Here is a 21,685-nt window from a genome sequence, read left to right on the forward strand (position 1 = left end):
TCATGTTTTATTCAACCAACCGAAACTAGAATGCATTGGAACTACATTCAGGAAATGACAAAATTTAGTGTAGCTGTCTTCATTTGCTACGTTTAACGTTAGCAACTGGTCTGTACGAGAATCAAAAAATTTCGTAACATCAGAGATATGATTCTGATATATTTCACAGTACTTAGATTTATCGTAGATCTTATTGCCGAATAGAAATTGCATAGACTTCCATGGGTATCCCAAATAAACGTAACTGGTTTGTTTTAGAATTTTATCAGTGGGAATTTTTCCATTTCCCCATATTTTGGAATGAAAATTAACAAGTGAGTTGAACCATTGTTCAGGTGTGTCTCGATGGCTCAAGATAAATTTACTATTTGGAAACGCTTCATAAATTTTTTTGTAAACCCCAGGAACAGAAAAGGGGAAATCTTGAAAGGCCTCAGCCGTTTTACAAAAATTTATTAGAGAGTCGTAATTGCCTATGATAAGGTCATCTAATAGCAATTCAGCTGTTCTTTGACGCCCAAGAATGTAGCCTTGTTCTCTTAAGGCATATTCAAGAGAGGTTGTTCCAGTTTTATTCATGCCAATAACAAAAACTTTTTGCTTGTTTCTAAGTTTTACTTTTGTTTTGATATAAGAATCCCCAAAGAACCATTTGAAAATTTTTCTCAGCCAAATTTTTAGCATTCCTTACTTATCTTTCTATTAGTCCTGTTTTGCTCACTTCATATATTTTATCGCAATACCTCAACGTACTCGGGCGGTGAGCAATTATAACCATTGTTATTTTTTCATTCTGTAAATGACGGATGGATTGCGTAATTTCTTCTTCAGTTTCAGTATCTAACGCGGACGTAGCTTCGTCAAAAAATAAGACTTCTGCACCATGGTACAAGGCTCTGGCGATTCCGACACGTTGGCGTTGTCCTCCAGATAGTTTGTTACCCCGTTCTCCAATTTGTCCATGTAGACCGCCTTCCAGCTCTTTTACAACTGCATCAAGTTGTGCTTTTTGGATTACTTGATCTACTTTGCTTTGATCTATTTCATCTTCAGGTATCCCAAAAGCCACGTTTTCAGTAAGACTACCATCTATTAAGAAAACATCTTGTCTTACATAGCCGATTAATTTTGCCAATTGGCCAGATTGTTTGAGGCTAGTACTGTATTGTCGATCCGAATTTCGCCTGCAGTGGGTTGTAGAAAGCCAAGCATCAAATTCATTAGTGTAGTTTTGCCTGACCCGGATTTACCAGAAAGTCCTATGGTTTCTCCTTTTTTTATTTTGAGATTCAAATTTTCTATCACATTCTTCTTTGCATCTTCAAATTTGAAGTCTAAACTTTGGATAGAAATTTCATTCTTAAATACTATAGTGGAAGTTTCGTTGATAAGAGAGTTTGTATCTTCTTTTGTGGAAGATTTCAAAAATGACTCCAAAATGTTTAGACAATATTCTTGACCTTTTATGCTCAGTACTGAAGCCATTAACCGATTGATAGAAGGAACAGTTCTATAGGAGGCTAATCCAAAAATGCTTATTAGAACGACTACGGATGACCTATTTTCTATTGTGTATACACCATACACCACAATGATAATCACAGCAAGCATGACACAAATCTCAATCAACCGATTGGGGATGTTTTGTATCAATAGCAGCTTAACTCTTAATGCTTTTGCCTCTCTAATTTGGCTCGTGTACTTGGTTTTAAAGAATTTTATTACTCCACCAATCACGACATCAACATAACCAAACGCCAATTCGAAAATCGGTTTGTTAATGTGCGGGATCATGCTATTTAATTCCATGTTTATTCCCACAACTTTTTTCTTAGTAGAAGAATAAAAGACTAAAAACACCGGTAATACAACGGCAGCGAGCAAGACCAAAATAATTGCATCGTATGCCAGTAAGGAACTGATAATAAGGATCAAGACGAATGCCTCGTTAAATAGCTGTAAAATTTGGAGTAAAGTCTGTCTGGCAAATTGCATGGGTATACCTGCGACGTCATTAAATACTTTATTGGAATTATTTGAGTTAAAAAATGAAAACCCTTTTTGATAGGCTTTTTGCATGACCCTAGCTGAAATATTTTCATGGACGTTCCAACAAAATTCAAATTGTATTTTTTGTATCAGTAAACCAAATCCATTTTTTACAATAATGATGGAGAAAAGTAAGCCGCATAATAATAGAATGAACATCTTTTCGTCACTGAAATTTAGATATGAATAGGCAAGATGTAAATACTTGTTCTCTTTAATAAAGCCATCTTTTAGCGACGCAGCCATGATCGGTAATATAGCGGCCAAGCCTATAATTTCTAGAATTGAATTCAAGCATACCCCGATCAATATAAAAAAAGATTGCTTTTTGAATTTTACATCAAGTAAATTCCAGGATCTGGTTAAATGTGCAACTATACTCTCTTTCTTCATTTTTTGCTACTTAACACTAAAAATGCCGCATAAAATGGCATTAATGGGATTTTATATCTGACAAGTGTGCCAAAATTAAATGTACTTACTCCAACAGCGAATGCAAAAATGATGGAAAAGGTTAGGCAAAAAAGTAAAAAAGGATTTTCTATAATGGTAGTCATTAAGTTATTTTTTCTAAAAATGAGTTTGATCGTTAGTAGAGTAAATAGTAAACTTTCGAATGCACTCAGTAGCATAAGCGGATTGCTAACCTCCCACAAATATGGTCTAAACATGGAAACATTGATGGCTTGTGGCGTAAGTTTCAGCATGCTTCCCCAGGAACCATCTAAACTTCCCAGTGTATAAGTAGACCCTCCAGCCCCCGAGTAATAAGCTATGTCGTACGCGGTAATCTGAGCAGTTGTTGCTAAATTTTCTAAGGCATATTTTTGATCTATGTTGGCCGTTTGTTGTGCGCCAAAAATTGCAAATACTAAGGCGAACACAATGAGAAATGGTACAACGAGTATTTTTAATAGGCCGTTTTTGATGTTTACTGCCTTATGCAAAAAATACCAGATGACTACATTAGGAATAAAGCAAATTATAATATAGACTTTGATGGCTGCTATTATTATGATAGAAATGGCTCCAACTATATAATACCTGGCTGAATTCTTTCTATTCTCAATCAGGTTAAACGCAGACCAAGCCAGCCACATCAGTGCCGCAAAAGTAATTGTATCTTTAAATATTCCAGACCCCCAAATAATTACTGACGGAATGAAGAGTACAGCTAGCGCAAGTTTTTTGTGTTCACTTGTGTATCTAAGACAAAGGCTCGAATAAAAAGCCCACGAACCAGCAAAAGAAAAACAAGCTAAAAGCAATGCAGTAGACGAATAGGTGCTGAAGGTGAAAAGATTGAGAAAACTCAATATTCGGATCATAGAAAAATTGTTGGAAGATTTAAAAGTCCACATCCTATTGGTATAGTGAAACAAGTCATTGACATTGTCTGAAGATTGGAAAATAAGCCTAAGGGCGCTTTCTGGTGATTCTAAAAAAATATTCCAAATTATCCTGGCTTCACGAAAATAAGTATAAGTGTCTCCCCATGAGTAGTAAAATTGATAGACCAGTCCTATGGCTATAGCTCCCCCGAATTTAGCTAAGAGTCCAGGAATAAAATATTTCTTGGTCAGCGAATTGGTTACCAAAGGACGGATCATATATGCTGCAACAAGCAGTATAAAGAAGTAAAACGGAGTAATAATGAGATCTTGAATGCCCATTAGTTCAATTGATACTTGAGTAGTAAGCCGCTGTCTAGTTGGTGCAATTTGGTGGAGGTGAGTAAACTTAATTTGTTCTTAGCCATATTCCAGTAATCGCTTGACTCATTAACTCTAGCCATTTCTATATCAGATACTAATTTCTCCCCTACCTTCAAACCAACAACTTTTTGAATACAGTCTGGAGCCAGCTCAATAGCAATGTCAGTAATTTTTTTGGCCTCCATCTTTGGAATAATGATCTCTCCATCTTCCATAGGCTTCATAGTATATATCAAGCAATCGGCTGACTGCTCCTCAGTACAAAAGAACCGAGCCATATCAGGGTGTGTGGTCGAGATTACGCCAGTTTCAGCTAATTCTTTGAATACAGGTACAACCGACCCTCTTGATTCCCAAATATTACCCAAACGCACAATTACAAACTTACTTATATCATTGCCAGCATTCAAAAATAATTTCTCAGCTGCTTGCTTAGAATTGCCATAGATAGAGATTGGGTCTACGGCTTTGTTGGTGGAAGCCTGTATCGTTTTTTTTACACTATACTCCATCGCGGAGTGGATCACATTTTTGGTGCCTTCAACATTAGTTTTCTGGCACTCTTCACGATTTTCTTCACAGATAGGAATGTGCTTCATGGCAGCTGCATGAATAACGATATCAGCTCCTTTCATTTTTTCACTCAACCTATCCATATTTTTGATGTCTCCTATTTCCCATCGAAGCATAGGAAATTGACCTGATGGATATTTTCTCCGTAGCTCATACTGCTTCATTTCATCACGTGAATAGATCGTGATTGAATTGATGTCAGTATATTCACTCAAGGTCTTATTAATGAAAGCCTGCCCGAAAGTTCCAGTTCCTCCTGTGATAAAAATGGATTGGTTGTCCAGCATGGTTCGAAGTTAAAGGATTTCAGGAAATGAAGATTCTAATATTTCGATGAATGCAGATTTAATCATGATTAATTAAGTCTTTACTCATGATAATGGTCCGTATATTTAATTTCGAAAGAACTACTCAATAATTAATCATATAAGTAAGTTTGGGTAATCATAGATTGATTAAATGCTCGAATTCGGTTCACTTTACTCTTCAAATTATGAGAATATATGAAAATTCCCTTTGTTGATTTGCAGCGTCAATACCAGCAGCATAAAACTGAAATAGATCAAGCCATACATGAGGTACTAGATCAATCCAATTATATAGGCGGAGCTAAAATACAATCGTTTGAAGAGCAGTTTGCCATGCAATGTGGAACAAAGCATTGTATTGGCGTGGCTAATGGCACTGATGCGCTTTATATTACTCTCAAAATGCTAGGCATAGGAGAAGGGGATGAGGTGATTACCTCAGCTTGCTCATGGATAGCGACATGTGAAACCATCTCACAGACTGGAGCCAAACCAGTCTTTGTAGACATCGGACAAGATTACTTGATCGATGTAGAACAAATTGAATCTAATATAAACTCAAGTACAAAAGCCATTGTGCCGGTGCATCTGTATGGACAAATGGCTGATATGGATATAATAAAAAAAATAGCGGATAAGCATGACTTAATCGTTGTAGAAGATTCGGCGCAGGCTCATCTAGCTGACAGAGACGGATTGTCAGTGGGGGCTGTTAGCCATGCGGCAACTTTTAGTTTCTATCCAGGTAAAAATTTAGGTGCTTATGGAGATGCAGGAGGGATAGTTACCAATGATGATCAACTGGCTGAAAAATGCAGGCAGTTTGCCAATCATGGTCAATTAGTAAAACACCAACATAAAATAGAAGGAATAAATAGCCGATTGGACACCATCCAGGCTGCTGTCTTGTCTGTGAAGTTAAAATATTTGTTGGAATGGACATCGCAAAGAAGGAATATTGCGACTCACTATGGCGAAGCATTAAAGGCTATATCCTCTTTGCGCCTCCCAAAAATCAATACAAACTCCAATCCTGTTTATCATTTGTATGTCGTTTCTGCGGAAAACAGAGAAGAACTTCAGGAATATCTAAAAAGTCATAACATTTCTACGGCGATTCATTACCCCACACCTCTACCATTTCTGGAATGTTACCAATATATGAGCCACAAAAAAGAAGAGTTCCCTATCGCGCATGAGGAAAGCAGTAAAATTCTTTCTTTGCCAATTTTTCCGGAGATGAGTACTGAGGAGGTCAGTTATGTTTGCGAGCACATCAAGCATTTTCATGATTCACATTAACTTAGCTTATGCCCATTTCATTAGTTATTGGCGGTGCTGGATTCATAGGTTCTCATGTTGTAGATGAACTCATTGCCAAAGAGCATGATGTCTTGTTTTGGATGATTTAAGTAGAGGAATGATTCAAAATGTAGCCCAAAAGGCCACGTTTATCAAAAGAAGTCATTTTGATAACTTAACAAACACTTCCTTGGTGGAAGGTTTAGGAAAAATGGCGAGCTGGGTGAAATCATCAACGCATCAATTTTTGTAAAATTTGGATCCTTGGAATTGACAAAAAAATTACCTCCTCTTTGGAAAAAGTATAAATTGCTAACCTAATATGAACAGGCCAAAGAGAATATTGTTTCTGACTCCATACCCGCAGGGCACTGCTGGGTCACAGCGTTTTCGATTTGAACAGTATTTTTCAATATTATTGGAGGAGGAGTTTGAATTTAAATACCAGACTTTTATAGATGATTCTACTTGGTCCATTCTTTATTCTAAAGGCCATTACCTTCAGAAGGTATTAGGAATATTTCGCGGATACCTCAGAAGGTTTTGGATGCTGTTCGGTGTACAAAAATATGATTTTGTTTTTATACATAGAGAAGCTACTCCATTAGGTTATCCCGTGATCGAGTGGCTTTTGGTCAAAGTTTTAAAGAAAAAAGTCATATATGATTTTGATGATGCGATTTGGATGCCGAATACAACCGCAGAGAATCGTTTGGCGACATGGCTCAAGTTTCCACAAAAAGTAAAACATATAATAAAGTGGAGCGATAAGGTTAGTGTTGGAAATCAGTTTCTTGCGGATTATGCCTTGCAATTCAATCCATCAGTTTGTATAAATCCCACTACCATTGATACGACGGGTAGGCATATTCCTAAGCACAATAAAGCCAACAGACCTATAATTGGATGGACTGGAACACATTCTACGTTAAAGTACTTAGAGCTCTTAAGGCCAGTTTTAGAAGAGTTGTCCAAAGTTTGTGACTTTCAATTTATTGTTATTGCAGACAAGACTCCAAAGACTCCTTTCCCAAACCAAAGGTTTGTTCCCTGGAGTAGCTCAACAGAAATTGAAGATTTAAATCAAATTGATATTGGCGTAATGCCATTAGAAAACGATAAGTGGGCAGAAGGTAAGTGTGGATTTAAGGCCTTGCAATTTATGGCCTTGGAAAAACCGGTACTCGTTTCACCTGTTGGTGTCAACCAACAAATTGTAGAGTCGGAAGTCAATGGTTTACATTGTCACACTTCAGAAGACTGGCTAAATGGTTTGAAACTTATGATCGAGAACAGGGATCAGGGCTTAAAAATGGGAAAGGCGGGAAGAAGCAAAGTGGAGCAGTTTTATTCGGTAGTGTCCAATAGACAAAATTTCCTTAGCCTTTTTGAATAGCTATAAGTTTTTTAAATAGTCCTTGGCCAAGTCATAGGTTCTATCCTTTTTACTCGCAAGCTTCTTTACTTTTTTGAATTGCTCTTTGGCATACTCTTTTTCTCCACGATCTGCTGCATATCGACCAAGGTTAAGTACCGAATACAAATAATAACCTTTTTCTTGAGCTCCTATTTCGTCGCCGTACTTCACGCACAGCTTATAGTACTTTTCAGCTTCTTCTACCTCGTCTCTATGCGCATTGATTTCACCTAAGAAGAAGGCGGCATAGCGACCACTGTTTTGTTCGTAACCCAAATAACTGCTGTCGATTTTGGCTATAATAGATAAAGATACTTCTTCAGCTTTGGCATGCTGCCCAGTTGAGTACAACAACCGAGCATAAAACCTGTGGAAATAGGCGTTGTTCGGGAATGTCTGATACAGGTACTCAGAAGTGAATAGAGCCGCACGACGGTTATTTTCTTCATTTGCCATGATCCTCATTAGAAAATATTGGGCTTCAGTTCTGGTAAAGAAGGCATTGTTGGCTACTTCTTTGAGCTGTTTAAGTCCTAAATTTTTATCCCCATCTCTAAAGAACACCATGATAGGTTTGAGAATAGGATAGTTTTCAGGGATCCACACAGAATAGTAGTTGTACAATGCATCCCCGAAAAGAATCTCAGGACCAAATTCTTCATGATTTCTGCAATAGTCTAAATACTTCATGGCATTCTTACCCGCTGTAGCGGCTTTTCTCCAGGAATGTCTTTCTGCGTATAGCCGTCCTTTGAAAGCATAGGCGGCCGAAAGAAAGAAGCCTCCTTCCACTTCGCTGCCATGTGCCAGAATATTCTCTGCTACTAGTATTGTGCTATCCATGTAGGCGATCATGGCAGAATCATATTGTTCGTCTTGAATGTTGGGCACGATTCTCCACCATTGGCTAAGGCCTAATAAAAAATAGGGAAGTGGATGCCATCCGTATTTACCCTTGAGCCAGCGAAATTGAGAATCGGCTCGCTTGAAGTCGAAATTGTACATGCTATTGATGCCTTCCGTACACTCGATCTGAATTTCAGTATCCGTAAGTAACACAGGTATGCTGTCGTTTGGGGTAGCTCCAGCTTCGAATGCCAAAACGAGAATGACAGCAATAAATAAGAGTGTTCGCATCAAATTCTTGAATGAAAATTTTCTTGTAGCATAAAACTAACACATGCTAGACAAATACCTAGAAGACTTTAGAAACGGATTTAAATTTCTTCTGTTTTTCCCACTAAACTTCGGATTTCGCAATCAATCTTTTGTGAGAGCTCCTGAATTTTTTGAATGTAAAGTTGGGTGTTGGACCAGTCGTCTGGTTTTTCTGAAAGAAGATTGGTTAAACCTAGGAGTGAGGTGATGGGGCCTCTCAATTGATGGGCAGAGACGAAAGCTACTTCTTTTAGTTTTTTGTTCTGTTGAGTTATTTTCTTCTCGTATAATTTTTCTCGTGTAACATTTCTAAATGATAAGGCTACTTTGCTACCCCCATTGTGAAGCTCTTTTACAGGGTGGTATTCTACAGCAATCCACATACTCCTGCCACCCTTTGTTGTAAAATGATGCTCGCCGTTTATTACTTTACCATTTAGTGCAAGACTGAATTCTCGTTTGAAATCTTCCATATTGTCGGGATGGACAAAGTTGGTGCTGATTTCACCTACGGATACTTCATGAGACCAATACTTAAGCAGAAATTCCCTGAAACGACGATTGAAAGAGACAATGCTATAGTCGCCAGCTACCACCAGGTTGGCCACTGTGGTACTGTCTTGAATAGCTTCTAAAAGCTGCAGGGTTTCCTGCAGTTGTTCTGTTTTCTCTCTCATCGCTGATAGTTAGGCCTGAAAATTTATTAATATGAGATGAGAAAATCAGTCTGAACGCAGAATAAATTTGTAAGAAGGGTTTTCTTTCAAAAAAGAGAACCCTACTAGCCGGCTGCCAATAGGGTTCAGGTTCTCAATTATGAAATCTTTGGATAATGCTAGTTTAGCACTATGGTGTTGATGCTCGCCTCTTTGAGCCAGCTAGAATTTTTTAGGTTCTTCAATTTGATCTTGCCTACAAGAAAATTGCCTTGCTCACTGTAGTATTTTTCTTCAATGGAATCGAAGTCTTCAAAATCAGGAGAGGTACCATTGTATCTGACATAGAGTCTCAAATCGAAGTCCTCGCATAATTCGAATTTGTTTTTGTTCTTGCCTCTCTTTTTGTATTCATACTTATAGTCATGGTTCAAAGCTGAAATATCCGATAACACTGCCGAACCTGTAGGTTTGTCTCCAGCACCTTTGCCGTATAGGAGTTGACTTTCCGAAAAAGCACTTTCAAGCACTACAGCATTGTATTCATTGTGGGTCTGTGACAGCACGGCGCCATTTGGAATGAATGTAGGCAAACAGTAGGCCTCAATTTTATCACCCTCTCGTCTGCATTTAGAAATCAACTTGATTGAGTAGCCATGTTTATGTGCATAGTCAATGTCAAAATCATTGATTTTTGAAATCCCGTAATTGAATACATCTTCGGGTTTGGCGACGAGTCCAAAAGCATGAAAAAGCAATATGCAGAGTTTGTATTTAGGATCAATACCTTCAACATCTAGTGTAGGGTCGGTCTCTGCAAAACCTAAATCTTGAGCTTCTTTTAATACCTCATCGTAGGTTTGGCCTCCGCCCAATAGCTTGGAAAGGATAAAATTGGTCGAACCATTGAAAATCCCTTCCAGGGAAGAAAGCAGATCATTATCGTAATATTCCTCCAGGTTACGAATTATAGGAATACTCGCACAACAAGAAGCTTCATATAGGAAGGAGACCTTGTTCTTTTCCTGTAAATCGAGTAATTCCTCTAAGTGTTCGGCAATCATCTTTTTATTAGCTGAAACTACTGACTTGCCATTGTTCATAGCTGTGGTTACGATTTCCAACGCCGCATCGGCATCATCAATAAGCTCCACGATCACATCTATTTCATCGTTTTGAAGTAATTCATCCTTGTCATCCGTAAAGTAGGATGCATCTAAGGACCTGGGTTTATTCAGATCCTTGATACAGATTTTCACTATTTCCGAATTAATGGAGTTGGATTGTTGGAGTACGTGGTACAGTCCTTGTCCAACACAGCCGAAGCCGAAAATGCCTAGTTTGAGGTTTTTCATTCTTATGCTAATACAGCGTTTTTCTCTTTTGTTTTAATTTTATCAAAGGCCTCTTCCAAATCTTGAATTAAGTCAGAGGGGTCTTCTGTACCGATAGATAATCTCACTAGTGAATCGTTGATGCCGGCGGCTCTACGGATATCATCAGGCGTACCTTTGTGTGTCATGGTGGCCGGATGACAGCAAAGACTCTTTACGCCACCAAGGCTTTCGGCTAGCTTAAAGAGGTTGGTACTGGTCACAAATTCAGTAGCTTTTTCTTTAGAGTCTTCTTTGAAAGCAAATGAGACTACCGCCCCATAATATTTCTGTTGTTTTGTGGCTAGCGCATGATTTGGATGTTGCTTCAGCCCTGGATAGTTCACGATTTGTAGCTCGTGCTTATTGAGCAGATATTCAGCGATGATTTCTGCATTTCTACACTGTTTCTCCACTCTTAGCCCGAGGGTTTGGATGCCTCTGATAGTGAGCCAGCTGTCCCACGGCCCAAGAATACTGCCGGTAGCATTTTGAATGAACTTAATCTCATCAGCCAGCTCCTTTGTTTTTACGGCAATCAGACCCGCAATCACATCAGAATGACCGGCAATATATTTGGTGGCGCTATGCAGCACGATATCGGCCCCCAGATCCAATGGCTTTTGTAATACAGGGCTTGCAAACGTATTGTCAACCACAACAAGGCAACCATTCGAATGTGCGATTTTCGAAATGGTTGCGATGTCTGTGATTTTTAGGGTAGGATTGGTTGGAGTTTCCAACCAGATCAGTTTGGTATTAGGGGTAATGTTATCTATAATATTTTCCGGATCAGTGGTGTCCGTGTAATGAACAGTGATCCCAAATTTCTTGTATAGTTTTTCGAATGAACGAAATGTGCCGCCGTAGATGTCATCTACAGCCACAATCTCGTCTCCAGCCTGACAGAGTTTGATCACTGCATCTACAGCAGCCAATCCACTGGCAAATGCAAATCCACCTGCTCCATTTTCTAGCTTGGCAATAGTTTCTTCGAGTACTTGCCTTGTAGGATTGTTAGATCTACTGTAGTCGAAGCCTTTGTTAACACCTGGAGCATCTTGTACAAAGGTAGAAGTCTGATAAATTGGAGTTGAGAGTGCGCCTGTCAAAGGGTCTGACAGGATGCCGTGTAAAATTTCTGTTGTCTCTTGCATGTCTTTATTTTTTTAAAGTTTACAAGGAGACTTTTCAAGGATCCATTGTCTGGTTTGGACAAAAAAAATGTCCTTTCCAGACAAGCTAGAAAGGACATCGTATATTTTTTGAAATTGAGTCTATCCATTCCGCTTATCTCTCCCGATTTTCATCAGGATTGGAGTTAGCACCTTCTGTTGTTTCCAACTAGGGTTGCTAAGGTTTCACAGGGCCAAATCCCTCCACCTTTCTTGATAAGTCATCCAATAAATTATTTAGAACGTGCCACAAAGATATGGGCTAGATTTTTTCTTGTGCAAGAAAAATTGAAAATTATTTTTTCGGAAGCTAGCGCATCCACCTCACTTTGTTGGCATTGTTGTCCATCTCAAAAGTGCTTGATTTCCCTGCTCCACTTTTGAATTTCAACTCATCAAAACTGGCCAATTCTCTGCCCAATGGCATAAATTCCGTAGTTTCTAATGATTCATAAGGCAGGTGAATAATCTCGAAAATTACATCTCCTTTATGTAGTAAATTTTGGTAATGAATTTTTGATTCGTCTACTGTTTGTATTTCGGTAAAATCAATATTTTCTTCATACCATTTCATAGTATTGATGTAATCTGAAGAAGTGATGGAGAAAAACATCGCCTTAGTAATTACGCTATCCACAGGGTTTGGTTTATCAAAAATTTGTACTTGATTCCCGTCTGGGTCAGTCGTGAGGAAAAATCTCATATCAAGGTTTTTGTCTTCAGTCACATCTTCGATTAACTTCTGATTGGAGGCCTGCAATTTTTCCTTGACTTCTTCAAATTTGTTTGTCGAAAAACCAATTTTGGTTATACCATTCACGTATTTTTTCCCCTTCGGAAATTTAATCTGACTTTTGAGCATGATGCTTTTCCCTTGCTTGATCAAAAGGTTGAAATCACCTGTTTGCATCTTTACATGCTGCTGTGGTTTATATTCTTTGATAGCTATATCCAGATACTTTCGATACCAGGTGGCTGATAACTTAACGTCTCGTGCGATGATCGTTGTGCCGCTCAACTGAAAATCACTACTATTGGTTTGCGCAGATAGTTGCTGGTTGAAAGTACTGAGTATGAATGTCAGTAGGAGAAAGATGTTTTTCTGTAAATCTAGGGTCATATTTATGCTGCTAGTCTTTGTCAAAGTAAGATAAATCTAATGATATAGGCAGCGTCTATCTCTGTTTCAAAAAAAATTATAAACATGAATCGACATCCTCGATTAATCGTAGTAATTTTGAGCCTATTTAAAATGAGTCTAAATTATTCTATTCTCGAATGAGTAAAGATGATCAAATATTAGAGGAATTCACCTCAAAAGAATACGAACATGGATGGTCAGTTGACTTGGAAGCCGATGAAGCACCCAAGGGACTGAACGAGGACATCGTTCGATTCATTTCAAAAAAGAAAAACGAACCAGAGTGGTTGCTGGAGTGGAGATTGGATGCGTTTGCCAAATGGCAAGCGATGAAAGAGCCCAACTGGGCCAACGTCAAATATCCAAAAGTAGACTATCAGGATATCAAGTACTACTCTGCTCCTAAGCAGAAAAAGACACCTGAGAGTCTTGATGATGTAGATCCAGAATTGCTAGAGACTTTCGAAAAGCTTGGGATTTCATTGACTGAGCAAAAGAGATTAACGGGAGTTGCAGTAGATGCAGTTATTGATTCTGTATCGGTAGCAACTACTTTCAAAGATACTTTGGGTAAACTCGGTATTATTTTCTGTTCGTTTAGCGAAGCAGTAAAAGAGCATCCTGAATTGATTAAGAAATACATCGGGTCAGTAGTGCCTAAGTCTGACAATTACTTTTCAGCATTGAACTCAGCAGTATTTTCTGATGGATCATTTTGCTATATTCCAAAGGGTGTAAGATGTCCAATGGAATTGTCAACATATTTCCGAATCAATGCAGCAAATACCGGTCAGTTTGAAAGAACTTTGATCGTGGCTGACGAAGGTTCTTATGTGAGTTATCTCGAAGGCTGTACAGCTCCAATGCGTGATGAAAATCAATTGCACGCGGCTGTGGTTGAGATCGTAGCACACAAAAACGCAGAGGTAAAATATTCTACAGTTCAAAACTGGTATCCCGGCGATAAAGATGGCAAAGGTGGTATTTACAACTTCGTGACTAAACGAGGAATCTGTGCTGGTGATCATTCTAAAATATCTTGGACACAAGTAGAGACTGGTTCAGCTGTGACATGGAAGTATCCTTCTTGTATATTGAAAGGAGACTATTCTGTTGGAGAATTTTACTCTGTGGCTGTAACTAATAATTACCAACAAGCAGATACGGGTACAAAAATGATTCACTTGGGGAAAAACACCAAGTCTAGAATCGTATCCAAAGGTATCTCAGCTGGCCATTCGCAAAACAGCTATAGAGGTCAGGTGCAGGTTTCGAAAAGAGCTGAAAACGCAAGAAATCACTCACAATGTGATTCTTTGTTAGTAGGAAACCTTTGCGGAGCGCATACATTTCCATACATCGATATAGAAAACTCTTCGGCTCATGTAGAGCATGAAGCCACAACTTCAAAAATCGGAGAGGATCAAATCTTTTATTGTACTCAACGAGGAATCGATGAGGAAAATGCTGTGGCATTGATCGTCAACGGTTACGCCAAAGAAGTCCTCAATCAATTACCGATGGAGTTTGCGGTAGAAGCTCAGAAGCTTTTGGCACTTACTCTTGAGGGATCCGTAGGATAATCTCCATTTACTAATACATTCAATAAGAAATAAAATTTGCAGCAATGCTTAAGATAAAAAATTTACAGGCACGAGTAGAAGAGAAGGAAATTCTCAAGGGAATTAACCTAGAAGTAAAACCAGGGGAAGTCCATGCTATCATGGGACCAAATGGTTCTGGCAAAAGTACTTTGGCTTCTGTGTTGGCAGGACGTGAGGATTACGAAGTGACTGGCGGTGAAGTTGAGTATATGGGTCAGGATTTGCTAGATCTTGCGGCTGAAGAAAGAGCAAGAGAAGGTATCTTTCTGGCTTTCCAGTATCCGGTAGAAATTCCTGGTGTTACTACCACCAATTTCATGAAAACGGCGCTCAACCAGATTAGAGAGCATAAAGGGCAGGAGCCTTTGGATGCTGTGGCCTTCTTGAAGAAAATGAAAGAAAAAATGGCTTTGGTAGAAATTGACCAGTCATTGTTGAGTCGTTCGTTGAACGAAGGATTTTCTGGAGGAGAGAAGAAGAGAAATGAAATCTTCCAAATGGCTATGCTAGAGCCAAAATTGGCGCTTCTCGATGAGACAGACTCTGGTTTGGACATCGATGCTTTGAGAATCGTAGCGAATGGCGTAAATGCCTTGAAATCTGAAGATAATGCCACCATCGTCGTGACACACTACCAGAGATTATTGGACTATATCGTGCCGGATTTTGTACATGTATTGTATCAAGGTAGAATCGTGAAGTCGGGAACCAAAGATTTGGCTCTTGAATTAGAGAAAAGAGGATACGACTGGATCATCAAAGAATTAGAAGAAGCTTAAGTATGAGCGATTTGGATAAAAATATATTTGGTCAGGAGCTGGTAGATCAGGCGGCACAATTTGTTGCCAACATGAACGGTAGTGCGATCCCTCAATTGGGGGAGAATCGTAAGAAAGCGCTCAATTTCCTGAAAGACAATGGCTTTCCCGGACCACGTGCGGAGGAGTACAAATTCACAAAGCTAACCAAGGCCATCAGTAAGAAATTCGACTTGTCGAAATATACGGATATCGATGAGCTGCCACAGGATTTGATCAACGATATCAAGGCTAAGCATGAAGGAGCCAATGTGCTATTTTTCGTAAATGGAAAGTATGATACTGCAAATTCGATAGTTGTTTCTCCAGAAGAACAATTGAAAATTGAGTCACTCAAAGACTACGCTGCAGCTAATGACGTTAATCAACTGTTCAAGGACGATTCAGATCCATTTGCAGCACAGAATAATGTATATGCCAATGATGGTGTAGTGGCTCAGGTTGCCAAAGGCAAAGTGGTAGCCGCCCCTGTGATTTGTTATTATATTTCTGTGAATGATGGCAATGCCAATCACGGATTCGTTAAAAACATTTACTTGGCCAATGAAAATAGCCAGGCTGATTTTGTGCATTTTCATTTGTCGTTCGGCAACGAGAGCACTTTCATCAACGAGTCTAAAAACTACATTGTCAAGCAAAACGCTCGTGTGAGTCTTTATAAGATTCAAGAAGAGTCACCAAAAGCAGTGTACATCGGCAACACCAGGGTGTACCAAGAGAGAGATAGTGTATTCTCTTCCTATGTCTTTACACTCGACGGCGAAGTAGTAAGAAATAACCTGCACATCGAAGTGGATGGCGAAGGGTGCGAAAGCAACATGTTCGGCTTGTACTTGACCAAAGGCAATACGCATGTAGATAATCATACCACGGTAGATCACCGCAAGCCAAATTGTAATAGCAATGAGCTGTACAAGGGCGTGATGGACGATCAGTCACGTGGCGTTTTCAACGGAAAAATATTTGTGCAACAAGAAGCACAAAAAACAAATGCATTTCAGTCGAATGGCAACATCCTTTTGTCCGACGATGCCGTAGTAAATACCAAGCCTCAATTGGAGATCTGGGCAGACGATGTGAAGTGTTCACACGGATGTACAACAGGCCAATTGGACGAAGAGGCAATTTTCTATTTGAGAACCCGAGGCATCGAAAAAGAAAAGGCAAGATCAATGATCTTATTGGCCAATGTGGCCGAGGTGATTGAGAAGGTAAATCTCGGCTGGTTGAAAATGGAAATCACCGACAAAGTAATCGATAGACTGAACGTATAAGTAATATGGTGGACGCTGCGCTAGATATTGAAGCAATAAGAAAACAATTTCCCATTCTTCATCAGGAAGTTAATGGTAAACCTTTGGTTTATTTTGACAATGCTGCTACGTCGCAAAAGCCACAGAGTGTTATCGATGCGCTGACGCATTATTACAATACGGATAACTCCAATATCCACAGAGGTATTCATACCTTGGCGGAGAGAGCCACTTCGGCTTTTGAAGATACGCGTAAAACCGTTGCCAAATTTTTGAATGCCAACGAAGTGGAGGAGGTAATTTTCACTAAAGGCACTACGGAGGGCATCAACCTGGTGGCTGCTACGTTTGGTAGAAAGTTCATCAACACTGGCGACGAGATCATCGTGTCGGCACTAGAGCATCATTCCAACATCGTGCCTTGGCAAATCCTTTGTGAAGAAAAAGGAGCGACCTTGAAGGTCATTCCGATTAATGATAAGGGAGAACTGATCTTTGGCGAGTATGTCAAATTGTTGTCTGACAAAACCAAATTGGTTTCGGTCAACTACATCTCCAATGCCTTAGGTACTATCAATCCAGTTAAGGAAATCATTGACGAAGCACATAAAGTAGGTGCAAAAGTTTTGATTGATGCAGCGCAGGCAGCTCCTCATGTAAAGCTCGATGTGAAGGCTTTAGATTGTGACTTCCTGGCATTCTCCGCGCACAAAGTATATGGTCCAACGGGTGTAGGTGCTTTGTACGGCAAAAGAGATTTGCTCGAAGCCATGCCTCCTTATCAAGGCGGTGGTGAAATGATCAAAGACGTGAGTTTCTCTGGCACTACGTTTAATGATATTCCCTACAAGTTCGAAGCAGGCACACCAAATATTGGTGAGGTTATCGCATTCAAAACGGCGATTGATTTTGTAGAAGAGCTTGGACAAGAGAATATTGCTAGTTACGAAGACGAGTTGATGACGTATGCCAATGACTTATTGAAAGATGTGGATGGTTTTACACCAGTCGGAACGGCGGATAAAAAGGCCAGTGTTATTTCTTTCTTGATCGATGGCGTGCATCCGTTTGACTTGGGTCAATTGCTAGATGCCAAAGGTATTGCTGTAAGAACAGGCCACCACTGTGCGCAGCCTTTAATGGAGTTTTTTAACATCGAAGGAACGGTAAGGGCTTCTTTCTCTGTTTATAATACAAAAGAAGAAATCAAATATTTTGTGGATTCGCTCAAAGCGGTAATCAAAATGTTTAAATAAGATAAATGCCCCCTGGGCACCAAGTAATGGCTACAATCAATTCCATTCAGGAAGAAATAATCGAAGATTTTGGTATGCTAGATGGTGATATGGAGATGACCATTGGCTACGTGATGGAACTGGGAACAAAACTTTCAGAACTTCCAGCTGAATACCAAACAGATGAGAATATCGTAAAAGGCTGCCAGTCCAAAGTTTGGCTTCATGCCAAAATGAAAGACGATAAAGTAGTCTTCGAAGCAGATAGTAATACGGCCATTACCAAAGGTTTGGTGAGCTTGTTGGTGAGAATTTTATCTAACCAGACACCAGATGATATTTTGAATGCAGATCTGTACTTTCATAAAAAAATTGGAATGAACAGATTCATTGGTACGCAACGATCTAACGGTTTCGCCGCTATGATCAAGCAAATGCAGATTTACGCCTTGGCGATGAAAGCTAAAATTAACTAAGATGGCAGAAGAGAAAGACTTAAAAGAAAAAGTACTCGCAGCGATCAAAATGGTCTATGATCCTGAGATTCCTGTTGATGTGTATGAACTGGGATTGATCTATGAGATCAACATTTTTCCGGTAAACAACGTCTATGTCTTGATGACATTGACTTCGCCTGCTTGTCCATCGGCAGAAGCACTGCCTGAGGAAATCAAGCAACGGATAGAAGAAATCGAAGGTGTGGGTAAAGTGGATGTAGAAGTGACTTTCGATCCACCCTATGAGACAGATATGATGTCAGAAGCGGCAAAGCTCGAACTCGGATTCATGTAATCCTTTTTTGTCATTTCGACGGTAGCGGCCCGCCGAAGTGGAGAAATCTTTTCTCGATAAATGCAGTAAACGAAATAAAGAATATATAATACAAACAAGATATGTATCCAGAAGAATTAGTAGCCCCTATGAGAGCAGACTTGACGTCTGTAGGCTTTGAAGAATTTAAAACCGCTGACTCAGTGGAGCAGCATTTGACCGACCATAAAGGCACTACACTTTTGGTGGTCAACTCGGTATGTGGGTGTGCAGCTGGAGCTGCAAGACCAGGAGTGAAAATGGCAGTGGAAAATAGTGCAAAAAAGCCAACGAATCTAGCAACAGTATTCGCTGGAGTAGACGCTGAAGCAGTACAAAAGGCTAGAGAATTCACCTTGCCGTACCCTCCGTCTTCTCCATCTATTGCTTTATTCAAAGATGGTGAGTTGGCACACTTTGTAGAAAGACACCACATCGAAGGTAGAAGTGCAGAGATGATAGCAGATCACTTAGTACAGGTTTTCGATGAATTTTGTTAAAAAATAGAATCAAGAACTTAGAGTCAAGAACCAAGATATTAACCGTCTTGATTCTTGACTCTTTTGTCTTTTAATCCAATTTGCCATGGCCAAAACCGAATCAACCATGATGCCGCTGGGTACTCAAGCCCCGGCATTCAATCTACCTGATACAGTCTCTGGAAATACTTTTAGCTTTTCTGATGTTAAATCTGACAAAGGCACGGTTGTCATGTTTATATGTAATCATTGCCCTTATGTGATTCATGTGCAAGAGAAGGTGGTAGAAGTGGCAAAAGAATACCAAGACAAGGGTATCGGCTTCGTAGCGATTAGTTCCAATGACGTAGAGAATTATCCGGATGATTCCCCTGAGTTGATGAAGAAACATGCGGAGAAGTATGGCTTCAACTTTCCATACCTCTACGACGAATCTCAAGAAGTGGCTCGATCCTATCAAGCGGCATGTACACCAGATTTCTTTGTGTTCAACGAAAAGGATGAATGTGTCTATCGCGGAAGACTCGATGGGGCTACTCCGGGTAATAATGTGCCTGTTACAGCTGATGATTTGAAACTGGCTTTGCGAAACCTCGTAGCAGGGTTGCCAGTAGATACCGAGCAGCACCCTAGCCTGGGCTGTAACATCAAGTGGAAACAATAGAAAATTTATGGTCTTGGATCATGACTCTTGTGTCTTGACTCTAAATTTTTGTTTCTTGGTTCTAAAATCTTGCATCTTCGCTTATCTTGCAAGCAGAGTCGATGCTATGGTTCGTCTTATGTCTAACTACTCATTACTCATTACTAACTACTAAAACATCCACTAATGAGCGTTCATCAATCCAATATCAAGCGAGTCACCACCCACCAACTCCAGGAAATGAAAAATCGCGGAGAGAAAATCTCCATGCTTACGGCCTATGATTTTTCAATGGCTAGAATACTGGATCAGGCAGGAATTGATGTGTTGCTTGTTGGCGATTCAGCCTCCAATGTGATGGCGGGAAATGAAACTACCTTGCCCATCACACTTGACCAAATGATTTACCATGCACAAGGTGTGGTTAGAGCGATCAACCGAGCATTTGTTGTAGTGGATTTGCCGTTTGGTAGCTATCAGGGTAATTCCACTCAAGCTTTGAAGTCGGCCATCCGAATCATGAAAGAATCGGGTGCACACTCAGTGAAGCTAGAGGGAGGCGCAGAGATCCAGGAAAGCGTAGCAAGAATTTTAAGTGCGGGTGTACCTGTGATGGGACACTTAGGGTTGACCCCTCAATCGATTTATAAGTTTGGCACCTACACGGTAAGAGCCAAGGAAGAGGCCGAGGCTGAGAAGTTGATCTCAGATGCAAAACTATTAGAAGAAACAGGTTGCTATGCGATTGTTTTAGAAAAGATCCCAAGCAAATTGGCCAAACGTGTCGCAGAGACGGTCAACATCCCGATCATAGGCATAGGCGCCGGCCCTCACGTAGATGGCCAGGTCTTGGTTACACACGACATGTTGGGCATCACACAAGAATTTCAGCCTAGATTTCTCCGACAATATACCGATATGAGCCAGGTCATGACCGACGCCGTACAAGGCTACATCAAAGACGTAAAAGCCAAAGACTTCCCGAGTGAGAAGGAGAGCTATTGATGTATGACTGGAGGAGCAGGTTTTTCAAGATGGGCGAATGATTTAAGGAAAAACAACCGTGCTTTATTGAAAGGAGGGGAAGGGTCAAGTTATCAAAGCTTCGATAAATCCTATATCACCAATTACATCATTTCCAGAAAGCCGCTGGTTTTCAAAGAAGCCAGTCCAGAGTATTTAGAGAAATTACACCGTCGACTAAAAGCTGCAAGGAAGAAGGAAATACGAAGGAAAATTAAAGCGATGATAATTTCCATTGTTATCGTCGGGCTCTTGGTTTATTGGGTATTCGCGTAATGGATAAGCTAACAAAATCGAGGTTTAATATGGGAATGTGCACAGCAATGTATTTGACTGTATTTCTAGGACTTATTGCAGTACTCTATGTTGCTTTATTTAAGTCTGAAGCTGATGTCCTCTTTAACTTTATTGTCCTTCCGATGTTGTTTGTTGCTCTTGCAATGCTCATAAGAATTGAGATACCGAAGATTAAAGTTATTTCAGTTTCGGAAAAATCAATGAATATTGGCTATCCTGTTCTTGGATTAACAAAACAATATGCAATGGAAAGTCTTGATGGGTTTAAAACCCAATTACAACCAGCTCGAATTGGATTCAATGAATCAATTTTGATTTACAAGAATGGGAAATGCGTTCTTGAAATAAGTGACTTGTATTATTCAAATTATTTTGAATTGAAAAATCAAATAGAAATAAATGTTCCATTTTTAGGAATTTCAAGGTTTAAATATTTCGAATATATTATTGAGCGCATAAAATGGTGGTAATTAACTCTTTGCTTTTGTTGGTCTTGTGACCAACGAGCTAGGAACTCAGTCATTCACATAAAAAACCACTCCATCCAGCTTTTAACCACCCAATCCATACCCCTTTCTACAAACATTTATTAAATTCGCCAGCTGATAGCAACAGAGTCGCCGATACGGGCAATCTACGACTCCTGACCCTGCCAG

The 21,685-nt window shown here is 39.7% G+C and carries 22 protein-coding genes, 1 pseudogene and 1 riboswitch; of the genes and pseudogenes, 14 read left to right on the plus strand and 9 right to left on the minus strand.

Features of this window, described 5'->3' with window-relative positions; translation table 11 throughout:
* From ACO6S2_RS06585 to ACO6S2_RS06600, 4 genes and pseudogenes are all read right to left on the minus strand, one after another.
* Positions 1-684, minus strand: a complete 684-nt coding sequence (locus tag ACO6S2_RS06585; protein WP_422361723.1) for a sulfotransferase — start codon at positions 682-684, stop codon at positions 1-3.
* A 7-nt stretch (positions 685-691) separates the two neighbouring features.
* A pseudogene (locus ACO6S2_RS06590) lies at positions 692-2,442 on the minus strand (ABC transporter ATP-binding protein).
* Entirely contained in the window at positions 2,439-3,722 is a 1,284-nt protein-coding gene (locus tag ACO6S2_RS06595) for a hypothetical protein (protein WP_422361724.1), read from the minus strand. The pseudogene ACO6S2_RS06590 and the gene ACO6S2_RS06595 overlap by 4 nt, the downstream one beginning before the upstream one ends.
* Positions 3,722-4,624, minus strand: coding sequence for a polysaccharide biosynthesis protein (locus tag ACO6S2_RS06600; RefSeq protein ID WP_422361725.1), 903 nt, complete (start codon positions 4,622-4,624; stop codon positions 3,722-3,724). The genes ACO6S2_RS06595 and ACO6S2_RS06600 overlap by 1 nt, the downstream gene beginning before the upstream one ends.
* 216 nt (positions 4,625-4,840) lie before the next feature.
* On the opposite strand from ACO6S2_RS06600, the gene ACO6S2_RS06605 reads away from it, so the two are divergent.
* From ACO6S2_RS06605 to ACO6S2_RS06615, 3 genes are all read left to right on the plus strand, one after another.
* Positions 4,841-5,947 (plus strand): DegT/DnrJ/EryC1/StrS family aminotransferase, encoded by a 1,107-nt coding sequence (locus tag ACO6S2_RS06605; protein ID WP_422361726.1) that lies wholly within the window; start codon positions 4,841-4,843, stop codon positions 5,945-5,947.
* A gap of 8 nt (positions 5,948-5,955) precedes the next feature.
* A complete protein-coding gene (locus ACO6S2_RS06610) occupies positions 5,956-6,057 on the plus strand; it encodes an NAD-dependent epimerase/dehydratase family protein (protein WP_422361727.1) in 102 nt (33 codons plus the stop codon).
* Positions 6,058-6,269: 212 nt separating this feature from the next.
* The gene (locus tag ACO6S2_RS06615) at positions 6,270-7,343 is read left to right on the plus strand and encodes a glycosyltransferase family 4 protein (RefSeq protein ID WP_422361728.1); all 1,074 of its coding nucleotides are present in this window, start codon (positions 6,270-6,272) and stop codon (positions 7,341-7,343) included.
* On the opposite strand, the gene ACO6S2_RS06620 is transcribed toward ACO6S2_RS06615, so the two are convergent.
* The 5 genes from ACO6S2_RS06620 to ACO6S2_RS06640 all read right to left on the minus strand — a co-directional run bounded on the left by ACO6S2_RS06620 (position 7,344) and on the right by ACO6S2_RS06640 (position 12,846).
* A complete protein-coding gene (locus ACO6S2_RS06620; protein WP_422361729.1) occupies positions 7,344-8,501 on the minus strand; it encodes a tol-pal system protein YbgF in 1,158 nt (385 codons plus the stop codon).
* A gap of 80 nt (positions 8,502-8,581) precedes the next feature.
* Entirely contained in the window at positions 8,582-9,199 is a 618-nt protein-coding gene (locus ACO6S2_RS06625; protein WP_422361730.1) for a PAS domain S-box protein, read from the minus strand.
* A 158-nt stretch (positions 9,200-9,357) separates the two neighbouring features.
* Positions 9,358-10,533: a homoserine dehydrogenase gene (locus tag ACO6S2_RS06630; RefSeq protein WP_422361731.1), complete on the minus strand. Its 1,176-nt coding sequence runs from the start codon at positions 10,531-10,533 to the stop codon at positions 9,358-9,360.
* A gap of 2 nt (positions 10,534-10,535) precedes the next feature.
* Complete coding sequence (locus ACO6S2_RS06635) at positions 10,536-11,708, minus strand: trans-sulfuration enzyme family protein (protein ID WP_422361732.1); 1,173 nt, start codon at positions 11,706-11,708, stop codon at positions 10,536-10,538.
* Positions 11,709-11,838: 130 nt separating this feature from the next.
* Positions 11,839-11,949, minus strand: a riboswitch (SAM riboswitch).
* A gap of 87 nt (positions 11,950-12,036) precedes the next feature.
* Positions 12,037-12,846: a VOC family protein gene (locus ACO6S2_RS06640; RefSeq protein WP_422361733.1), complete on the minus strand. Its 810-nt coding sequence runs from the start codon at positions 12,844-12,846 to the stop codon at positions 12,037-12,039.
* Between the two features lie 158 nt (positions 12,847-13,004).
* Between ACO6S2_RS06640 and sufB the strand changes: the two genes are divergently transcribed.
* The 11 genes from sufB to ACO6S2_RS06695 all read left to right on the plus strand — a co-directional run bounded on the left by sufB (position 13,005) and on the right by ACO6S2_RS06695 (position 21,499).
* Complete coding sequence (gene sufB / locus ACO6S2_RS06645; RefSeq protein ID WP_422361734.1) at positions 13,005-14,450, plus strand: Fe-S cluster assembly protein SufB; 1,446 nt, start codon at positions 13,005-13,007, stop codon at positions 14,448-14,450.
* 44 nt (positions 14,451-14,494) lie between these two features.
* Positions 14,495-15,250 carry a Fe-S cluster assembly ATPase SufC gene (gene sufC / locus ACO6S2_RS06650; RefSeq protein ID WP_422361735.1) on the plus strand — a complete coding sequence of 252 codons (756 nt, stop codon included), beginning with the start codon at positions 14,495-14,497 and terminating at the stop codon, positions 15,248-15,250.
* Between the two features lie 11 nt (positions 15,251-15,261).
* Positions 15,262-16,563, plus strand: coding sequence for a Fe-S cluster assembly protein SufD (sufD, locus tag ACO6S2_RS06655; protein WP_422361736.1), 1,302 nt, complete (start codon positions 15,262-15,264; stop codon positions 16,561-16,563).
* A 5-nt stretch (positions 16,564-16,568) separates the two neighbouring features.
* Positions 16,569-17,798: a SufS family cysteine desulfurase gene (locus tag ACO6S2_RS06660; protein WP_422361737.1), complete on the plus strand. Its 1,230-nt coding sequence runs from the start codon at positions 16,569-16,571 to the stop codon at positions 17,796-17,798.
* Between the two features lie 26 nt (positions 17,799-17,824).
* A complete protein-coding gene (locus ACO6S2_RS06665; protein WP_422361738.1) occupies positions 17,825-18,253 on the plus strand; it encodes a SufE family protein in 429 nt (142 codons plus the stop codon).
* 1 nt (position 18,254) lies between these two features.
* On the plus strand, positions 18,255-18,569 hold the full coding sequence (locus ACO6S2_RS06670; protein ID WP_422361739.1) for an iron-sulfur cluster assembly protein: 315 nt from the start codon (positions 18,255-18,257) through the stop codon (positions 18,567-18,569).
* A gap of 101 nt (positions 18,570-18,670) precedes the next feature.
* The gene (locus ACO6S2_RS06675; protein WP_420581884.1) at positions 18,671-19,087 is read left to right on the plus strand and encodes a BrxA/BrxB family bacilliredoxin; all 417 of its coding nucleotides are present in this window, start codon (positions 18,671-18,673) and stop codon (positions 19,085-19,087) included.
* 85 nt (positions 19,088-19,172) lie between these two features.
* Positions 19,173-19,730 carry a thioredoxin family protein gene (locus tag ACO6S2_RS06680; RefSeq protein WP_422361740.1) on the plus strand — a complete coding sequence of 186 codons (558 nt, stop codon included), beginning with the start codon at positions 19,173-19,175 and terminating at the stop codon, positions 19,728-19,730.
* Positions 19,731-19,895: 165 nt separating this feature from the next.
* Complete coding sequence (gene panB, locus ACO6S2_RS06685; RefSeq protein WP_422361741.1) at positions 19,896-20,714, plus strand: 3-methyl-2-oxobutanoate hydroxymethyltransferase; 819 nt, start codon at positions 19,896-19,898, stop codon at positions 20,712-20,714.
* Between the two features lie 3 nt (positions 20,715-20,717).
* Entirely contained in the window at positions 20,718-21,008 is a 291-nt protein-coding gene (locus tag ACO6S2_RS06690) for a hypothetical protein (RefSeq protein WP_422361742.1), read from the plus strand.
* Positions 21,008-21,499, plus strand: a complete 492-nt coding sequence (locus ACO6S2_RS06695) for a hypothetical protein (RefSeq protein ID WP_422361743.1) — start codon at positions 21,008-21,010, stop codon at positions 21,497-21,499. The genes ACO6S2_RS06690 and ACO6S2_RS06695 overlap by 1 nt, the downstream gene beginning before the upstream one ends.
* Positions 21,500-21,685: the final 186 nt, after the last annotated feature.

The sequence above is a fragment of the Reichenbachiella sp. genome, from assembly GCF_965233835.1.
Lineage (GTDB): Bacteria > Bacteroidota > Bacteroidia > Cytophagales > Cyclobacteriaceae > Reichenbachiella.